Annotated in this window: 15 protein-coding genes; 6 read left to right on the top strand and 9 right to left on the bottom strand. The window is 73.0% G+C overall.

Going from position 1 to position 16055, the window contains the following annotated elements:
• Window positions 1-37 precede the first annotated feature (37 nt).
• Genes ACQEVU_RS47930 through ACQEVU_RS47900 form a run of 7 tightly spaced genes read right to left on the bottom strand, consistent with a single transcriptional unit; the run spans window position 38 to window position 7287 of the window.
• Entirely contained in the window at window positions 38-682 is a 645-nt protein-coding gene (locus tag ACQEVU_RS47930; RefSeq protein WP_433336656.1) for an SRPBCC family protein, read from the bottom strand.
• Window positions 639-1826 (bottom strand): vWA domain-containing protein, encoded by a 1188-nt coding sequence (locus ACQEVU_RS47925; protein WP_433336654.1) that lies wholly within the window; start codon window positions 1824-1826, stop codon window positions 639-641. The genes ACQEVU_RS47930 and ACQEVU_RS47925 overlap by 44 nt, the downstream gene beginning before the upstream one ends.
• Entirely contained in the window at window positions 1795-2661 is an 867-nt protein-coding gene (locus ACQEVU_RS47920; protein WP_433336652.1) for an AAA family ATPase, read from the bottom strand. The genes ACQEVU_RS47925 and ACQEVU_RS47920 overlap by 32 nt, the downstream gene beginning before the upstream one ends.
• Window positions 2658-3557: an XdhC family protein gene (locus tag ACQEVU_RS47915; RefSeq protein WP_433336650.1), complete on the bottom strand. Its 900-nt coding sequence runs from the start codon at window positions 3555-3557 to the stop codon at window positions 2658-2660. Before ACQEVU_RS47915 ends, ACQEVU_RS47920 begins: the two co-directional genes overlap by 4 nt.
• On the bottom strand, window positions 3554-5929 hold the full coding sequence (locus tag ACQEVU_RS47910) for an aerobic carbon-monoxide dehydrogenase large subunit (RefSeq protein ID WP_433336648.1): 2376 nt from the start codon (window positions 5927-5929) through the stop codon (window positions 3554-3556). The genes ACQEVU_RS47915 and ACQEVU_RS47910 overlap by 4 nt, the downstream gene beginning before the upstream one ends.
• Window positions 5926-6408, bottom strand: coding sequence for a (2Fe-2S)-binding protein (locus ACQEVU_RS47905; protein ID WP_433336646.1), 483 nt, complete (start codon window positions 6406-6408; stop codon window positions 5926-5928). The genes ACQEVU_RS47910 and ACQEVU_RS47905 overlap by 4 nt, the downstream gene beginning before the upstream one ends.
• Before the next feature lie 3 nt (window positions 6409-6411).
• Entirely contained in the window at window positions 6412-7287 is an 876-nt protein-coding gene (locus ACQEVU_RS47900) for an FAD binding domain-containing protein (protein WP_433336644.1), read from the bottom strand.
• A gap of 143 nt (window positions 7288-7430) precedes the next feature.
• Here ACQEVU_RS47900 and ACQEVU_RS47895 point away from each other — a divergent pair, with 143 nt between their 5' ends.
• The 6 genes from ACQEVU_RS47895 (at window position 7431) to ACQEVU_RS47870 (ending at window position 13570) form a co-directional block, all read left to right on the top strand.
• Window positions 7431-8282 carry a spermidine synthase gene (locus tag ACQEVU_RS47895; protein ID WP_433336642.1) on the top strand — a complete coding sequence of 284 codons (852 nt, stop codon included), beginning with the start codon at window positions 7431-7433 and terminating at the stop codon, window positions 8280-8282.
• Between the two features lie 69 nt (window positions 8283-8351).
• Window positions 8352-9437: a branched-chain amino acid aminotransferase gene (locus ACQEVU_RS47890; protein WP_433336640.1), complete on the top strand. Its 1086-nt coding sequence runs from the start codon at window positions 8352-8354 to the stop codon at window positions 9435-9437.
• Between the two features lie 420 nt (window positions 9438-9857).
• Complete coding sequence (locus tag ACQEVU_RS47885; protein ID WP_433336638.1) at window positions 9858-10871, top strand: hypothetical protein; 1014 nt, start codon at window positions 9858-9860, stop codon at window positions 10869-10871.
• Window positions 10872-11065: 194 nt separating this feature from the next.
• On the top strand, window positions 11066-11716 hold the full coding sequence (locus ACQEVU_RS47880; protein ID WP_433336636.1) for a hypothetical protein: 651 nt from the start codon (window positions 11066-11068) through the stop codon (window positions 11714-11716).
• A 98-nt stretch (window positions 11717-11814) separates the two neighbouring features.
• A complete protein-coding gene (locus ACQEVU_RS47875; RefSeq protein WP_433336634.1) occupies window positions 11815-13152 on the top strand; it encodes an MFS transporter in 1338 nt (445 codons plus the stop codon).
• Window positions 13145-13570 (top strand): MarR family winged helix-turn-helix transcriptional regulator, encoded by a 426-nt coding sequence (locus ACQEVU_RS47870; RefSeq protein ID WP_433336632.1) that lies wholly within the window; start codon window positions 13145-13147, stop codon window positions 13568-13570. Before ACQEVU_RS47875 ends, ACQEVU_RS47870 begins: the two co-directional genes overlap by 8 nt.
• A gap of 50 nt (window positions 13571-13620) precedes the next feature.
• On the opposite strand, the gene ACQEVU_RS47865 is transcribed toward ACQEVU_RS47870, so the two are convergent.
• Window positions 13621-15657, bottom strand: coding sequence for an ATP-binding protein (locus ACQEVU_RS47865; RefSeq protein WP_433336629.1), 2037 nt, complete (start codon window positions 15655-15657; stop codon window positions 13621-13623).
• Window positions 15654-16019: a response regulator gene (locus tag ACQEVU_RS47860; RefSeq protein ID WP_433336627.1), complete on the bottom strand. Its 366-nt coding sequence runs from the start codon at window positions 16017-16019 to the stop codon at window positions 15654-15656. Before ACQEVU_RS47860 ends, ACQEVU_RS47865 begins: the two co-directional genes overlap by 4 nt.
• Between the last annotated feature and the right edge of the window lie 36 nt (window positions 16020-16055).

The following is a 16055-nucleotide window of genomic DNA, read 5'->3' as shown; positions in this document are numbered from 1 at the left end:
AAAGTCCGGCGCCGCCAGGCGCCGGACTTTTCGTTGGTCAGACCAGCCATACGACCAGCGCGACGATCGCGGCCAGGACGACCACGACGGGCAGGGCGAGCTTCAGCAGCGTGCTCGTGCCGGCGACCTTTGTCAGGTCCACCGCCTCCGCCTCCGGTGCGTCAATGACGCGAACCGCGGGCGCCGCTTCGGCCACGGGCTCCGGTGCGGCCTCCGGTCCGGGAGCTTCCACAGTGGACTCCGCGGCCAGCTGCTGCTCGAGGTTCTCGACGAACTGGGTGAGCAGGCGGGTGCTGATGTCGGCGATCGTGCTGCGACCCATCTGGGCGAGCGGGCCGGCGATGTTGAGGTCCGTCTCCACCTGGACCCGGGTCGTGGCCTCCTCGGCGACGAGGACCGCGGTCACCAGCGCCGACGCGCGGCCCTTGCCGCTCGCGTCGCGGCCCTTCGCCTCGATGACCGCGCGGTGGGCGGCGGCGTCCTGCTCCTTGAAGACCGCGGTGCCGGAGAACTGAGCGGTCATCGGGCCGACCTTCACCTTGACCTTTCCCTGGTACTCGTCTCCGCTCACGCCGGTGAGCTGAGCGCCCGGCATGCAGGGGGCGATGCGTTCGATGTCGGTCAGGACGGCCCAGGTCTCATCGATCGGGCGGGCGACGATGAACTCGTTGGTCAGCAGCATGATGGGGGGTACCTCCGGTGAGTGCATCCAGGAGTGGTCCGACGGCGGCCAGCGAGTGGGCGCTGACCACGGCGTCGCAGTACGGCCACGCGGCCGCCATGCCGCCGACGAGCGGCCGGTAGCGCGGGCTCTGGGTCCGAGGGTTGACCCAGACGATGCGGTTGGCCAGGCGCGACAGCCGGGCCATCTCGGCGCCCACCGGGGCGGGATCGCCGGTCTCCCAGCCGTCGGAGACGATGAGCACGACCGCGCCGCGGGCCAGGCCGCGGCGGCCGTACTCGTCGTTGAAGCGCTTGAGCGCGGCGCCGATGCGGGTGCCGCCCGACCAGTCGGGCGCGGCGCGGCCGGCCCGCTCCAGGGCCACCGCGGGGCGGGCGCGGGCGAGCGCGCGGGTGAGCCGCGTCAGGCGCGTGGCGAACGTGAACACCTCGGCGCGCGTGGCGCTGCTCGCGCAGTACAACAGCTGGATCATGGCCCTCGCGTAGGGCTCCATGGAGCCGGAGATGTCGCACAGCACCACGAGGCGGCGGGGCTTCTCCTTGCGGCGCCGGCGCGGCAGGCGCAGCGGCTCGCCCCCGGTGCGGCGGGCCCGGCGCAGGGCGGCGCGCAGGTCGACGGCGGTGCCCTCGGGCGCGGTGCGGTAGCGCCGGCTGCGCCGCGGCGGCGTGGCGATGCGCAGCTGCCGCATCAGATCGGCCAGCAGCGCCAGCTCGTCGGCGCTCAGCGTGGCGAAGTCCCGCGCGGCGAGCCGCTCGGCGCCGCTGCCGGCGATGGCGACCTCCACCTCGCGCGGCATCTGCGACCTGTCCGTGGAGTCCGATGCCGTCGGCGTCCCGCCGGACCGGGTCGCGGTCATGCCCTGCGCGTTCAGGTCGCCGCGGAAGTCGGCCTCGTCGACGAAGCCGCGGAAGACCGCGTCGAAGATGCGGTCCAGGATCGGGAACTGCTCCGGCGAGCAGGTCAGCGTGGCCCGCGCGCAGCGGTGCAGCTCGTCCACCGTGCGCGGGGCGAGCAGCTCGACGGCCAGCGCGAAGCGGGCCACGCGGTCCGGGCCGACCGGCAGCCCGGCGTCGTGCAGGGCCGTCCCGAAGGCCGCGACCAGCGTGGCGAGGTCAGTCCGTGACGATGTCGGCGAGCCCGGCACTGCGGGCCACCTCCTGGTCGTCGCGGTATTTGAGTACCGCGCCGAGGGTCGCCGCCGCCGATACCTCGTCGAGCGGCAGGCCCAGCATCCGCAGCGCGTTGGCCCAGCTGATCGCCTCGGCGACGCCCGGCGGCTTGGCCAGGTCCAGCGTCCGCAGCCGGGAGACCGCCCCGGCCACCCGATCGGCCAGCGGCGTGGCGGCGGCCGGCACGCGGCGGCGGATGATGGCGGCGACGCGCCCGGCGTCGGGGTAGCCGATCCAGTGGTACAGGCAGCGGCGCAGCAGGGCGTCGTGCAGGTCGCGGGTCCGGTTCGAGGTCAGCACCACGACCGGTGGCACGACCGCGGTGCGGGTGCCGAGCTCGGGGATGGTGACCGAGCCCTCGGCGAGCAGCTCGAACAGGAACGCCTCGAACTCGTCGTCGGCGCGGTCGACCTCGTCGATGAGCAGCACCGCCGGGCGCGGGCCGGGGTGCTCGATCGCCGCCAGCAGCGGGCGGCGCAGCAGGTACTCGGGCGCGAACAGGTCGGCCTCGCTCGGCGTCTCGCCGCGGGCCTCGGCGAGGCGGATCCCGAGCAGCTGGCGCGGGTAGTTCCACTCGTAGAGCGCCTCGGCGGCGCTGAGGCCCTCGTAGCACTGCAGCCGGATGAGCGGCGTGTCCAGGGCCGCCGCGAGGGCGCCCGCGGCGGCCGTCTTGCCGACGCCGGGCTCGCCCTCGAGCAGGATCGGCTGGCCCATCTTCAGCGCCAGGAACAGCGCGGTCCCGAGGCCGGGATCCGCGAGGTAGCCCTGCCGGTCGAGGCCCTCGACCAGCGACTCGACGGTATCGGTCACAGGTATCGGGAAGGGTCGTCGGCGAACGCGCGGCGGCAGCCCGTGCCGCAGAAGTAGTAGACCGTGCCCTCGTGCTGGTAGTGCAGCGCGTCCGGGACCACGGCGACGTCCATGTTGCAGACGGGATCCTTCGCCGTCTGTACCGCGGAGGGCTTCTCGATCAGCGGCAGCATCACGCGCCCGGGCGGAGGTGCCGTCTGCCGGGGCCGCGCCGAGATGATCTCGGCCAGCACGGACAGGGCGATCTCGGCCGGGGTGCGCGCGCCGATGTCGAGCCCGGCCGGCGCATGAATGCGGCCGTCGGGCACGTCGAGCTCCGACAGCACCGCCGCGGCGCGCTTGCGGCTGGCGACCAGGGCGATGTAGGGGACGCCGGCCTTCACCGCGGCCGTCAGGATCTCGCCCTCGTCCCGGCCGTGCGAGGCGACCACGACCGCGCTCGCGTCCAGCGGGATGGGACCCTGCGCGGAGCTGTCCCAGCCGATGGCGCGGGCCACCTCGACCAGCGCGCGGGCGACGGGCGCCTCGCCGTGGACGAAGACCAGCGGGGCCGGGATCATCGCCTCCAGGAAGATTTCGAGGGTACCGCCGGAGAGGCACGGATTCGCGACGGTGAGCAGACCCTCGGCGCCCGGACGGTCATCGGGCCCCTCGGAGTCCGGGGTGATGCGCAGCAGCGTCGACTCGCCCGTCTCCAGCAGCCGCAGCCCCTGGAGACGGACGGTCGACTCGGCACAGGTACCGCCGACGAACCCCTCCATCGTGCCGTCCGGCAGGACGAGGGCGCGGTCGCCGGCCTTGGCGCTGGTCGGCCGCTCGGCCCGCACCACCGTCGCCAGGACGAACGGGGTCCGGTCGGCCCGCAGCCGGTCGGCGCGATGAAGGAGGTTCGTCATGAGATCGCCAGGTCCGTTCGGATCGGGCGGCCCTGGGCGGCGCGCCACACGTTGGACGGGGTCAGGGGCATGTCGGCGTGCCGGACCCCGAAGGGCTTGAGCGCGTCGAGCACGGCGTTGACGACGGCCGCCGGTGAGCCGACCGTGGCCGACTCGCCGACGCCCTTGGCGCCGATGGGGTGGTGCGGCGACGGGGTGACGGTCTCGCCGAGCTCCCACGACGGGCACTCCAGCGCCGTCGGCAGCAGGTAGTCCATGAGCGAGGCGCCGAGGTGGTTGCCGTCCTCATCGAAGGCCATGAGCTGCATGAGCGCCATGCCGATCCCGTCGGCGAGGCCGCCGTGGACCTGGCCCTCGACGATCATCGGGTTGATCCGCACGCCGCAGTCGTCGACCGCGATGAACCGGCGCACCTTGACCTGGCCGGTGGCCGGGTCGACGTCGACGACGCAGATGTACGCGCCGAACGGGTACGTCAGGTTCGGCGGGTTGTAGACCGTGGTCGCGTCCAGGTGGCCCTCGACGCCCTCGGGCAGCTCGAGGCTGGAGTGCGCGGCCATCGCGATCTCCTGGATCGTCTTGCCCGCCTCGGGGTCGCCCTTGACGAAGAAGCGGCCCTTCTCCCAGTCCAGGTCGTCCGGCGAGACCTCGAGCATCGCCGAGGCGACGATCCGGGCCCGGTCGCGCACCTTGCGCGCGACGATCGCCGTGGCGGCGCCGGAGACCGGCGTCGAGCGCGAGCCGTAGGTGCCCAGGCCGAACGGGGTCTGGTCGGTGTCGCCGTGCACGACCTCGATGTCGTCGGGGGAGATGCCGAGCTCCTCCGCGACGATCTGGGCGAACGTCGTCTCGTGGCCCTGGCCCTGGGTCTGCACCGACAGGCGCAGCACCGCCTTGCCGGTCGGGTGCACGCGCAGCTCGGCGCCGTCGGCCATGCCCAGCCCGAGGATGTCCATGTGCTTGCGCGGGCCGGCGCCCACGCCCTCGGTGAAGAAGCTCAGGCCGATGCCCATGTACTCGCCGCGCTCGAGCTTCTCGGCCTGCTCCTTGCGCAGGTCCTCGTAGCCGACCATGTCCATGGCCAGGCGCAGCGCCTTCGGGTAGTCGCCCGAGTCGTACTCCCAGCCGGTGGGGGTCGTGTAGGGGAACTGCTCCGGCTTGAGGAGGTTCTTCATCCGCAGCTCGGCGGGGTCCATCTTCAGCTCGTACGCGAGCACGTCGATCATGCGCTCGACGAGGTACACCGCCTCGGTGATCCGGAACGAGCAGGCGTACGCCACGCCGCCGGGGGCCTTGTTGGTGTACACCCCGGTGACGTCGCAGGACGCCGCCTCCAGGTCGTAGGAGCCGGTGAAGATGTGGAAGAAGCCCGCCGGGAACTTGGTGGGCTGGGCGGTACCGTTGAAGGCCCCATGATCGGCGAGGACGTTGACCCGCAGGGCCCGGATCTTGCCGTCCTTCGTCGCCGCGATCTCGCCGCGCATGTGGTAGTCGCGGGCGAACGCGGTGGCCGTGAGGTGCTCGTTGCGGTCCTCCATCCACTTCACCGGCTTGCCGGTGACGATGGAGCCGACGATCGCCAGCACGTAGCCGGGGTAGATGCCGACCTTGCCGCCGAAGCCGCCGCCGATGTCGGGCGAGACGACCCGGATCTTGTGCTCGGGCAGCCCGGCGACGAGGGCGTACACCGTGCGGTGGGCGTGCGGCGCCTGCGTCGTCGAGTAGATCGTGAGCTTGCCGCTGACCTTGTCGAAGTCGGCGACCGCGCCGCACGTCTCCAGCGGGGAGGGGTGCACGCGCGGGTAGAGCACGTCCTCGGCCACGACCACCTCGGAGTCGGCGAAGACCGCGTCGGTCTTCTCCTTGTCCCCGGCGCTCCAGTCGAAGATGTGGTTATCGGTCTTGCCCTCCTTGTCGTCCCGGATGACCGGGGCGCCCGGGGCGAGGGCCTGCTTGGCGTCGGCGACGACGGGCAGCGGCTCGTACTCGACCTCGATGAGCTCCAGGGCGTCGCGCGCGATGTAGTGGTTGTCGGCGACGACGAACGCGACCTCCTGGTTCTGGAAGCGCACCTTGTCGGTGGCGAGCACCGCCTGGGTGTCGTAGGACAGGGTCGGCATCCAGGCCAGCTTGAGTGTCTCCAGCACGGCGCCGGTGATGACCGCGCGCACGCCCGGCAGCGCCTCGGCGGCGCTGGTGTCGATCGAGATGATCTTGGCGTGGGCGTACGGGCTGCGCAGGAACGAGCCGTGCAGCATCCCCGGCAGCTGGATGTCGTCGACGTAGTTGCCCTTGCCCCGGACGAACCGCGCGTCCTCCTTGCGGTGCATCCGGCCGAAGCCCATAGGGGTGGGGTTCTCGGTGACGGTCATGCCTCAGCCGCCTCTTTCGTCGTCTCGTGCTCGGCGGCCCAGCGCACCGACCGGATGATGTTCTCGTAGCCGGTGCAGCGGCACAGCTGACCGGAGATCGCCTCGCGGATCTCCTGCTCGGACGGGTCGGGGTTGCGGTCCAGCAGCGCCCGGCTGGTCATCAGCATGCCCGGGGTGCAGAAGCCGCACTGCAGGCCGTGGCACTGCACGAAGCCCTGCTGGACCGGGTCGAGGCCGTCGGCCGTCTCCAGCCCCTCGACGGTCCCGACGCTCTTGCCGTCGGCCATGACCGCCAGCACGGTGCACGACTTCACGGGTACGCCGTCGAGCGTCACGGTGCACACGCCGCAGTTGGACGTGTCGCAGCCCCAGTGCGTACCGGTGAGGCCGAGTTCGTTGCGCAGGAAGTGCACCAGCAGCAGCCGGGGCTCGACGTCGCGGGTGTGCTGCTCGCCGTTCACCGTCACGGTGATGTGCATGGTCTAGGCCTCCTGCCCGCGCGCGCGAGCGGTCGCGGCGCGCAGCGCGCGCGTGGTGAGCTCGCCGGCGAGGTGCCGCTTGTAGTCGACCGGTCCGCGCTGGTCCGCGACCGGGTTGGTGTGCTCGGCGGCGATGCGCCCCGCCTCGGCGAACGTCTCCTCGGTGGCCGGCTTCCCGGCCAGGTAGGCCTCCGCCTCGGCCGCGCGGAAGTGCTCGGCGCCGACCGCGGCCAGGCCGATCCCGGCGGACCGGACCCGGTCCCCGTCCAGCCAGACGGCGGCACCGGCGGCCGCGACCGCCCAGTCGCCGACGCGGCGCTCCACCTTGAGGTACGCCGAACCGCCGCCCGGCCGGATCGGCACCCGGACCTCGGTCAGCAGCTCGCCCGCCTCGACGACGGTCTCGTACGGCCCGACGTGGAACTCGGACAGCGGCACGGTCCGCGACCCCCGCGGACCCTGGATCACCGCCGAGGCGTCGACCGCGGCGAACGCGGCGGAGAGGTCCTCGGCCGGGTCCGCCTGGCAGAGCGAGCCGCCGACTGTACCGCGGTTGCGCACCAGCGGGTCGGCGATCACGCGCTCGGCGTCGGCGAAGATCCGGTAGTGCTCCTCCACGACCGGCGAGGCGAGCAGCTCCGCGTGGCGCGTGAGCGCGCCGATGCGCAGCTCGCCCCCCTCGACCCGGATGTAGGAAAGTTCGGCCACGTCGTTGATGTCGATGAGCGCCGTCGGGCGGGCCAGGCGCAGCTTCATCATCGGGATGAGGCTGTGGCCGCCGGCGATCACCCGGGCGTCCTCGCCCCACTGGGCCAACAACTGCAGCGTCTGCCCGACGCTGGTAGCTTTCGCGTACTCAAATGCGGCGGGTACTTGCATCGCGCCTCCGGTCGTTCGGCTCCGGACAATGAGTCGAATCGTCGTCCTAAAGGCGACAACGGACAACTCCGTCTGTGTAGCCGGCGGCTATACGCAGCGTGGTCCCCCTTGCGTGGCCAGGGCCGCCGGGCAAGATTGCGGGCGTGGGTGGCCGCAAAAGGGTGATTGGTTCGATTGCGCAGGTCGACGGCGGGGTGGCCGAGCTCTGCCCCGACGACGGCCGGCCGGGCCGCTGGACCCTGCTGCTGGACGGCTATCCGCAGTCCGCCGTCGATGTCGAGGACCCGAGGCGGCTCGACTTCGAGTACATGCGGCGGATCGCCTCCGTCGTGGACGCCATGACGCCGGCCGGCACCCCGCTGTCCGTGCTGCACCTCGGCGGCGGCGCGCTCACCATGCCGCGGTACGTGGCCGCCACCCGCCCCGGTTCGGTGCAGCGGGTCGTGGAGCTCGACGCCGCCCTCATCGACTTCGTCCGCCGCGAGCTGCCGCTGCCCCGCGGCGCCGACATCCGCGTGCGGGCCGCCGATGCCCGGGCGGCCGTCGAGTCCCTCGCGCCGGGCCGGTTCGACCTGGTGATCGCCGACGTCTACGCCGGCGCCCGCGTTCCGGCCCACCTGGCGTCGCTGGAGTTCCTGACCGCGGCCGCGCGCCTGCTGCGCCCCGGCGGCGTGTACGTGGCCAACCTCGCCGACGGGTCCGGCCTGCCGTTCGCGCGCGGTCAGGCGGCGACGCTGCGGCGGGTGTACCGCGACCTGGTCCTGCTGGCCGAGCCCTCGGTGCTGCGCGGGCGCCGGTTCGGCAACGTGATCCTGGTGGCCGCGGCCGAGCCCGGTCGCATACCGCGGGCCCCGCTGACCCGGGCGGCCGCCGGCGACCCCTTCCCGGCCCGCCTGGTCGACGGCGCCGACCTGGCGAACCTCATCGGCAACGCGGCCGTGGTGACCGACGCGACCGCCACGTCGTCGCCGCCACCACCGGCGGATTTGTTCTGATGGATTAGTTACCGACCAGTCCGCGGGAACGCGCTTAGGGATCGTTCAGGTTCCGCTTACAGTTCCGGAATGCTGGAATTCGACACCGTTCCCGCCGCGCGCCGCTCGGCCGAGGAACGCGCCGCACTGCTCACCGATCCCGGGTTCGGCCGGGTGTTCACCGACCACATGGTCACGATTCGGTACGCCGAGAGCAAAGGCTGGTACGACGCCCGCCTCGAGCCGTTCGGGCCGCTCTCGCTGTCGCCCGCCACCGCGGCGCTGCACTACAGCCAGGAGATCTTCGAGGGCCTCAAGGCCTACGCGCTGCCGGACGGCGGGGTCGGGCTCTTCCGCCCCGAGGCCAACGCCCGCCGCCTCAACGCGACCGCCGAGCGGCTGGCCATGCCGGCGCTGCCCGAGGAGTTGTTCCTGCGCGCGGTGTGGACGCTCGTCGACGCCGACCGCGACTGGGTGCCGACCGGCGAGGGCCAGAGCCTGTACATCCGCCCCTTCATGATCGCCACGGACCCGTTCCTCGGCGTCCGGCCGTCTTCGGAGTACCTCTTCGCGGTCATCGCCTCCCCGTCGGGCTCCTACTTCGCCGGCGGCGCCAAGCCCGTCACGGTCTGGATCTCCCAGGACTACTCCCGCGCCGCGCCGGGCGGCACCGGCCACGTCAAGGCCGCCGCCAACTACGCGGTCAGCCTCCGCGCGCAGGCCCAGGCCCAGGAGGCCGGCTGCGACCAGACGGTCTTCCTCGACGCGGTGGAGCACCGCTGGATCGAGGAGTCGGGCAGCATGAACCTCTTCTTCGTGTACGAACGGGACGGCGCCCCGCTGCTCGTCACCCCGCCCCTGAACGGCTCCATCCTCCCGGGCGTGACCCGCGACTCGGTCCTGACGCTGGCCCGCCACCGCGGCTGGTCGGTCGAGGAGCGCCCGTACTCCCTGCAGGAGTGGCGCACGGACGCCGTCGACGGCACCCTGCGCGAGACCTTCGCCTGCGGCACCGGCGTCGTCATCACCGCGATCGGCACCGCCCGCTCCCGCGACGGCGAGTTCCTGATCGGCGGCGGCGCGGAGGGCCCGGTCACGTCGTCGATCCGCGATGCGATCGTCGGCATCCAGCGCGGCCTGACCGACGACCCGTTCGGCTGGTCCCGCCGCTCCTGATCCACCGGTACGTCCCTGCCCGCCCGATCGCGGACCCGATCGGCCGGAGGGGCCGCTTGCCTGACCCGGGCGGCGGCGCTTGAACGTCCTTCGTGCATGGCTGGCCGACTTACCCATTCGGCCGGCCCACGCCGCGCTTTTTGTCGGCCCGCTCCCGGCGCCGCACTTTTGTCAGCCTCTGTACTTTCTGATCCGCTTTGTCGGCCCGCGGTCTCTGCGCTGCGCTTTTCTAGCCGCCCTCTTCGCGCCTTCTCTGCCAGGCAGCGCCCCTCCGGCCCCGGGCTGCCCTCGACCGCCTGGCCGCGCTCCTCAGCAGCGTGAGCGGCGTCGCATCGTAAAGCGAACGTTCGTTCTTGACGCGTCGCCGCGGCGGCGCGATCCTTCAAAAGAGCGAACGAACGTTCTTTTTAGGAGACGCAGATGGCCGCGAAGCACACTGACGCCCGCTCCGGGTGGGGGCGGGTCGGGGGGATCGTGCTCCTGCTCACCGCCCTGCTCGGCCTCATCATGGTCGCGTTCGCCTGGCCGGCGACGCGCTCGAGCGTGCACGACGTGCCGCTCGCCGTGGCCGGGCCCGACCAGGCCGCCGCGCAGGTGGTCCGGCAGCTCGACGCCAAGCGGCCGGGAGCGTTCGACGTCAGGGTCGTCGCCGACACCGCGGCGGCGGAGCGGCTGATCAGGGACCGCGAGGTGTACGGGGCGATCGACCTCACCACCGGAAAGCCCCAGGTGATCATCGCGTCGGCGGCCAGCCCGGTCGTGGCGCAGGCGCTGCAGCAGCTGGCGCTCGGGCTCGCCCCGTCCGGCGGCGAGGGCACCGCGCCGGCGGTGCGCGACCTCGTACCGCTGCCGGCCGACGACCCGCGCGGCGCCGGCCTCGCCGCCGGCGCGCTGCCGCTGGTGCTCGGCGGAATCATGGCGGCCGGCCTGATCACCAGCCTCGTCGCCGGCATCGGCCGGCGCGTGACCGGCGCGCTCGCCTTCGCGATCACGGGCGGGTTGGCGCTGGTGGCCATCCTGCAGTACTGGCTGGGCTCCCTCGAAGGCAACTTCTGGACCAACAGCGGCGTCGTCGCGCTGTCCATCGCCGCCACCGCCCTCACGCTGCTCGGGCTCGAGTCGCTGCTCGGCGTGGCCGGCCTGGGCCTCGGCGGCGCGCTCATGATGCTGCTGGGCAACCCGCTGTCCGGCCTGGCCAGCGCGCCCGAGATGCTGCCGTCGGGCTGGGGCGCGATCGGGCAGTACCTGCCGCCGGGCGCGGCCGGGTCACTCCTGCGCAGCACCGCGTTCTTCGACGGCGGCGGCGCGCTGCCGCACCTGCTGGTCCTGATCGGCTGGGCGGTCCTGGGCCTGCTCCTGGTCGGCGCCGCAGCGCTGCGCGGGCCGCGGCCGCGACGGGCACCGGCCCCGGAGACCGAGCTCGTCGCCGCATAAGGCACCGGGCGCTCGGGCGCAGGCCCGAGACGGCGAGCTCGTCCGGCCTAAGGGCGCGGGCGAGCTCGCCGCGCAGGGCCGTGCGCTCACAGGTGGTTGCCAAGCTGACCCCGGCCCGGTGCCAGGGAACCTCGGGATTGTTGCTCGTGAGCGGCTCCCCGGAAGCGGGCCGCCGGACGACTCAGGGAGCCACGATGAGCAGCCAGACCGACCAGCAGCCCGCCGCCCCCGTCTGGGCGAGCCCGGCCCCTACGACGACGCCGCCGGTTGCTCCGGCGCCGCCGAAGCGCATCAAAACGGTCATCGTCGGGGTGGTCGCGGCGCTGGTGATCGGCGGCGGTGGGTTTGCGGTCATCCGAGCCGCGAGTGGCTCGTCCGCCTCGACGTCGCAGCAGGCGGGGCCGGGCGGCGGGCAGGGCGGGCCCGGCGGCCCGGGTGGCTTCGGCGGCGGGTTCGGCGGGGGCATGGGCGGGGCGAACGGCCTGTCCGGCGCCCTCTACGGGGACTTCACCGCGTCCGACGGCAACGGGGGGTACACCACGAAACGCCTCCAGTCGGGAACCGTCACCGACATCAGTACCACCTCGATCACCGCCAAGAGTGCCGACGGGCACGCCACCACGTTCGTGATCGGCGCCTCCACGACGGTCGACAACGGCAACGACCAGGTGGCGGATGTCAAGACCGGCGACGCCGTGACCGTGGTCGGCACGGTGGACGGCTCGACGGTGACCGCGACGACGATCACGGACACGACGCTGAACCAGGCCAACGGGGACCAGGGCAACGGCCAGATGAACGGCCAGCCGCCGAACGGAGCACCTCAGGGCGGCGCCGGCAATTGATCCAAATCACGTGGCATCCGCGGTGTGCTTGTACGAATATAATAGTTATGGTCGTACAAGCACGCAGCCGGCGCCTGCTGATTCTTGGCATCTGCTGCATGAGCCTGCTCATCGTCGGGCTCGACAACACGATCGTGAACGTCGCGGTGCCGGCCATCGGGAGCGACCTCGGGGCCCCGCTGTCGGGGCTGCAGTGGACCATCGACGCCTACACCCTCGTGCTGGCCAGCCTGCTGCTCATGGCGGGCTCCACGGCCGACCGGGTGGGGCGGCGGCGCACGTTTCAGACGGGCCTGATCGTGTTCTCGGTCGGCTCGCTGCTCTGCGGCCTGGCGCCGACGCTCGGCTGGCTCATCGCCTTCCGGGTGCTGCAGGCGATCGGGGGCTCGATGCTCAACCCGGTCGCCATGTCCATCATCACCAACGTGTTCACGGACCGCCGCGAGCGGGCGCGGGCCGTCGGGGTGTGGGCGGGCGTGGTCGGCATCAGCATGGCGCTCGGGCCCGTCGTCGGCGGTCTGCTCGTGCAGACGGTCGGCTGGCGCACGATCTTCTGGATCAACGTCCCGATCGGCATCGCCGCCGTCGTGCTCACCGCACTGTTCGTCCCCGAGTCGCGCGCGCCGCGGCCGCGCCGGGTGGACGTGCCCGGGCAGGCCATCGTGCTGGTGCTGCTGGCCAGCGCCACGTACGCCATCATCGAGCACGCACCGGCGGCCGCGGTCGTGGCGCTCGTCGCGCTCGTGGCCCTGCTGCTGGTGGAGCCGCGCCGCACCGAGCCGCTGGTCGACATCACGCTCTTCCGCAGCCCGCCGTTCGCCGGCGCCACGACGATCGCGGTCGCGGCGTTCGGCGCGCTGGCCGGGTTCCTGCTGCTCAACACGGTCTATCTGCAGGACGTGCGCGGGTACTCGCCGCTGCACGCCGGCCTGCTGACGCTGCCGATCGCCGCGATCACCGTGGTCCTCGGCCCGCTGTCCGGCCGGCTCGTCGGCGGCCGCGGGCCCCGCCCGTCCCTGCTCGTCGGCGGCGCCGGCATCGGCGTCAGCGGCCTGCTGCTCACGACGCTCACCCCGCACACGTCGATCGCGTGGATCCTCGCGGCGTACGTCTGCTTCGGCATCGGCTTCGCCATGGTCAACCCGCCGATCACGGTCACCGCGGTGTCGGGCCTGCCCACCGCCCAGGCCGGGGTCGCCGCCGCGTTCGCCTCGACGAGCCGCCAGTTCGGCTCGACGCTGGGCATCGCGGTCCTCGGCGCCGTCATCACCGCCGGCCTGCACGGCCGATCGATGGCCGTCGGCTTCAGCCCGGCCAGCCACGTGGGCTGGTGGATCATCGCCGGGTGCGGCGCATCGATCCTCGCCATCGGTACGCTCACGACCGGACGCTGGGCAACCGCCCGACAACCCGATCCGGAGCTCGTCGATGCCTGACCCGCACACCGCCGCCCAGGCCGCTCAGGTCTGGCGCGACCTGCTGACCCTGGTGCACGAGCGCCACGACCGCCGCAAGGAGGCCTGCGAGGCCCTCGACCTGAGCTTCGTGCGGATCAAGGCCCTGCGCCGCCTGGCCGGCGAGCCGTTGACGATGCGCGAGCTGGCCGCGCGCCTGCAGACCGACGCGCCGTACACGACGCTGGTCGTGGACGACCTGGAAAAACAGGGTCTCGTACGCCGGGAGCCCCACCCCGCCGACCGCCGCTCCAAGCTCGTGACGGCGACCGACCTCGGGCGCGCGGAGGCCGCCCGGGCCGAGGCCATCCTGTCGGCGCCCCCGCCACAGATGCTGGCCCTCTCCCCGGAGGATCTGGCCACGCTGGCCCGCATCGTCGAGCAGCTCGACTCGCCGTGAGACCGGCTACCGTCGCGTGCGGCGCGCGGCTCGACTCGCCGTGAGACCGCCTACCGTCGCGTGAGGTGCGCGGGCTCCAGCGGGGCCGGCAGGGGCGCGGCGGGCAGGGTGAACGTGAAGCGCGAGCCGCCGCCCTCGTTGTCCGTGGCCGCGATCGTCCCGCCGTGCCGCTCCACGATGCGCTTGCAGATCGCCAGGCCCAGGCCCGTGCCGGCGTAGCCGCCGGAGCGGTGCGCGCGGTGGAAGTTGGTGAAGATCGCCTCGTGGTGGCCCGGCGGGATGCCGATGCCGTTGTCGGAGATCTCCACCCGGACCAGGGCGTCGGGCGTCGGCGCCGACGAGATGGCGATGCGCGGGATCGTGCCCGGGGCCGTGTACTTCACCGCGTTCCCCACCAGGTTGTCGAGCAGTTGGCGCAGGAGTACCGGGTCGGCGCGCACCTCGTCGAGGTGGCCCAGGAAGAACTCCGGGGGCGGCGTGCCGGCCGCCGCGGCGAGGTCGGCGCGGGCGTTCGTCACGTCGACGACCAGGTCGCGCAGGGAGACGTCGGCTGGAGCGATCGTGGCGTTGCGGGCGGTGGTGTACGCGAGCAGGTCGTTGATCAGGTGACGCATGCGCGCGGAGGCGCGGGTGATGCGCACGAGGCTGTCGCCGGCCTCGCGAACCTCGGGGTCGCCCGGGGGCATCGAGCGCAGGATGTCGCCCAGGTTCTCGGCCCAGCCGTCGATCGTCGTGAGCGGGTTGAGCAGGTCGTGGGCGACCACGCCGGCGAAGGACGACAGCTCGTCGCGGTGGCGGCGCTCGGCGGTGACGTCGTGGAAGACGACCACGGCGGCGTCCTGCGAGGGCAGGCGGGTGGCGCTGACGCTGACGATGCGGCCCTCGGGGATGCCGGCGTTCTGCACCAGCAGTTCGAGGTTGCGCACGTCGGTGCCCCGCAGGGCCTGGGCGTGGGCCATCTCCTCGGCCGGCAGCGGGGTGCCGTCGGCGCGGTACAACCCGTAGTGCGCCGGGCTCGCGATCGCGCCGGTGCCGCTGGTGACGCCGCCGAGCAGCGCGACGGCGGCCGGGTTGCGCATGATCCAGCGGCCGTCCGGGCGGATCACCGAGACGCCCTCGCTCATCGAGTTGACGATCGTGGTGAGCAGGTCGGCGTGGGCGGCCGCCTCCCGGCCGGCGTCGGTGAGGCGGGCGAGCAGGTCGTTGCGCTCGTCGCGGCCGAGCGCGATGGACAGGCCGACGACCGCGAGCATGCCGACGAACGCCTGGGCGAGCAGGGCGCGCACCGGAGGGGAGCCGACGGCGGCGAAGGGGCCGTTGCCGTGCAGCGTGAAGAGCACGGCGATGGTGCCCAGGCCGAGGTCGTGGACGACCACGAACGTGGTGTGCAGGCGCAGCGCGGCCCACACGGTGAAGACGAGCAGGGGAAAGGCCAGGGGGAGGCGGGGGGAGCCGAACGCGACGCCGTACGCCGTGAGGGAGCACGCGACGACCGCCGCGTACTCGGCCAGCCGCGCCGGGCGCGGGCGCCGCAAACGCCGGCCGTGGACGAAGTGGTACCCCAGTCGCAGCCCGACCGCGCTGATGAGCAGGATGCTGACGGCGTTGCGCAGGAACCAGACCAGCCCGTCGGACCAGCGGAACTGGCCCGTGGTGAGCCAGACCGCGGTCGGGCCGACCAGGGCGCCCGCGCCCGAGCCGGCCACCGTGGCGATCATGAGCCGCCAGAGTTCGGCCGAGCGGGCCAGCGGCTCGTCGCCGCCGGCGCCCCACAGGCGCGGGCTGAGCCGGCGCAGCACGTGCATGAAGACGGCGACCTGCGCGAGGTTGGCCACGACGAACCACAGCGCCAGCGGCAGCGCCGCGCCCGTGGCGGTGTTGACGCCGACGGTAATGGCGGCCAGGACGATCGGGTCGAGCCAGCGCAGGCGGGCCCGGCGCTGGGTGGCGAACCACACGATCGAGACCCCGGCCGCCGGCCAGACCAGGCTCAGGCTGCTGCCGTCCATGATGGTGTTGCGGCCGGCGAGGGTGGCCAGGATGTACACCACCGCCCACGCCGCGGTCCGCATGATCGACGCCGTCATCCGGCGCCCCGCAGCGCCCGCTCCAGGCCGGCGCGGAGCATGTCGGCGGTGAAGGGCTTGCGCACGTAGAGCGCGCCGGTCGCCTGGACCCGCACGCTGACCGCGCCGTCCCACAGCACGGTGAGGAACATGGCCGGCAGGTCGGGGCGCTGCCGCCGCAGCCGCTGGAGCAGCTCGATGCCGTCCATGCCGGGCAGGTCGACGTCGAGGATCGCCGCCTCGGGCAGCCCGTGGCGGGCCACCGCGGCCAGCGCCGCGGCGCCGTCCTCGGCGGCGAGGACGTCGTGGCCGTCGGCCTGCAGCCGCTTGACGATCAGGTCGCGGACGTCCGGTTCGTCGTCCACCACGAGCAGCCGCGCCATGGAACGCACCTCCCGCCTCTCCAGAGCCAATCGGCA

The organism is Dactylosporangium sp. CA-139066, from assembly GCF_050936175.1.
Classification (GTDB): Bacteria; Actinomycetota; Actinomycetes; order Mycobacteriales; family Micromonosporaceae; genus Dactylosporangium.
This window is presented reverse-complemented; position numbering and strand designations above follow the sequence as displayed.

Excerpts from the sequence above, each read along its gene's own strand:
- ACQEVU_RS47875 (WP_433336634.1), top strand. The coding sequence starts at position 11,815 with ATGAGCCTGCTCATCGTCGGGCTCGACAACACGATCGTGAACGTCGCG.
- ACQEVU_RS47915 (WP_433336650.1), bottom strand. The coding sequence starts at position 3,557 with ATGACGAACCTCCTTCATCGCGCCGACCGGCTGCGGGCCGACCGGACC.
- ACQEVU_RS47910 (WP_433336648.1), bottom strand. The coding sequence starts at position 5,929 with ATGACCGTCACCGAGAACCCCACCCCTATGGGCTTCGGCCGGATGCAC.
- ACQEVU_RS47885 (WP_433336638.1), top strand. The coding sequence starts at position 9,858 with ATGGCCGCGAAGCACACTGACGCCCGCTCCGGGTGGGGGCGGGTCGGG.
- ACQEVU_RS47905 (WP_433336646.1), bottom strand. The coding sequence starts at position 6,408 with ATGCACATCACCGTGACGGTGAACGGCGAGCAGCACACCCGCGACGTC.
- ACQEVU_RS47865 (WP_433336629.1), bottom strand. The coding sequence starts at position 15,657 with ATGACGGCGTCGATCATGCGGACCGCGGCGTGGGCGGTGGTGTACATC.
- ACQEVU_RS47930 (WP_433336656.1), bottom strand. The coding sequence starts at position 682 with ATGCTGCTGACCAACGAGTTCATCGTCGCCCGCCCGATCGATGAGACC.
- ACQEVU_RS47860 (WP_433336627.1), bottom strand. The coding sequence starts at position 16,019 with ATGGCGCGGCTGCTCGTGGTGGACGACGAACCGGACGTCCGCGACCTG.
- ACQEVU_RS47890 (WP_433336640.1), top strand. The coding sequence starts at position 8,352 with ATGCTGGAATTCGACACCGTTCCCGCCGCGCGCCGCTCGGCCGAGGAA.
- ACQEVU_RS47870 (WP_433336632.1), top strand. The coding sequence starts at position 13,145 with ATGCCTGACCCGCACACCGCCGCCCAGGCCGCTCAGGTCTGGCGCGAC.
- ACQEVU_RS47900 (WP_433336644.1), bottom strand. The coding sequence starts at position 7,287 with ATGCAAGTACCCGCCGCATTTGAGTACGCGAAAGCTACCAGCGTCGGG.
- ACQEVU_RS47880 (WP_433336636.1), top strand. The coding sequence starts at position 11,066 with ATGAGCAGCCAGACCGACCAGCAGCCCGCCGCCCCCGTCTGGGCGAGC.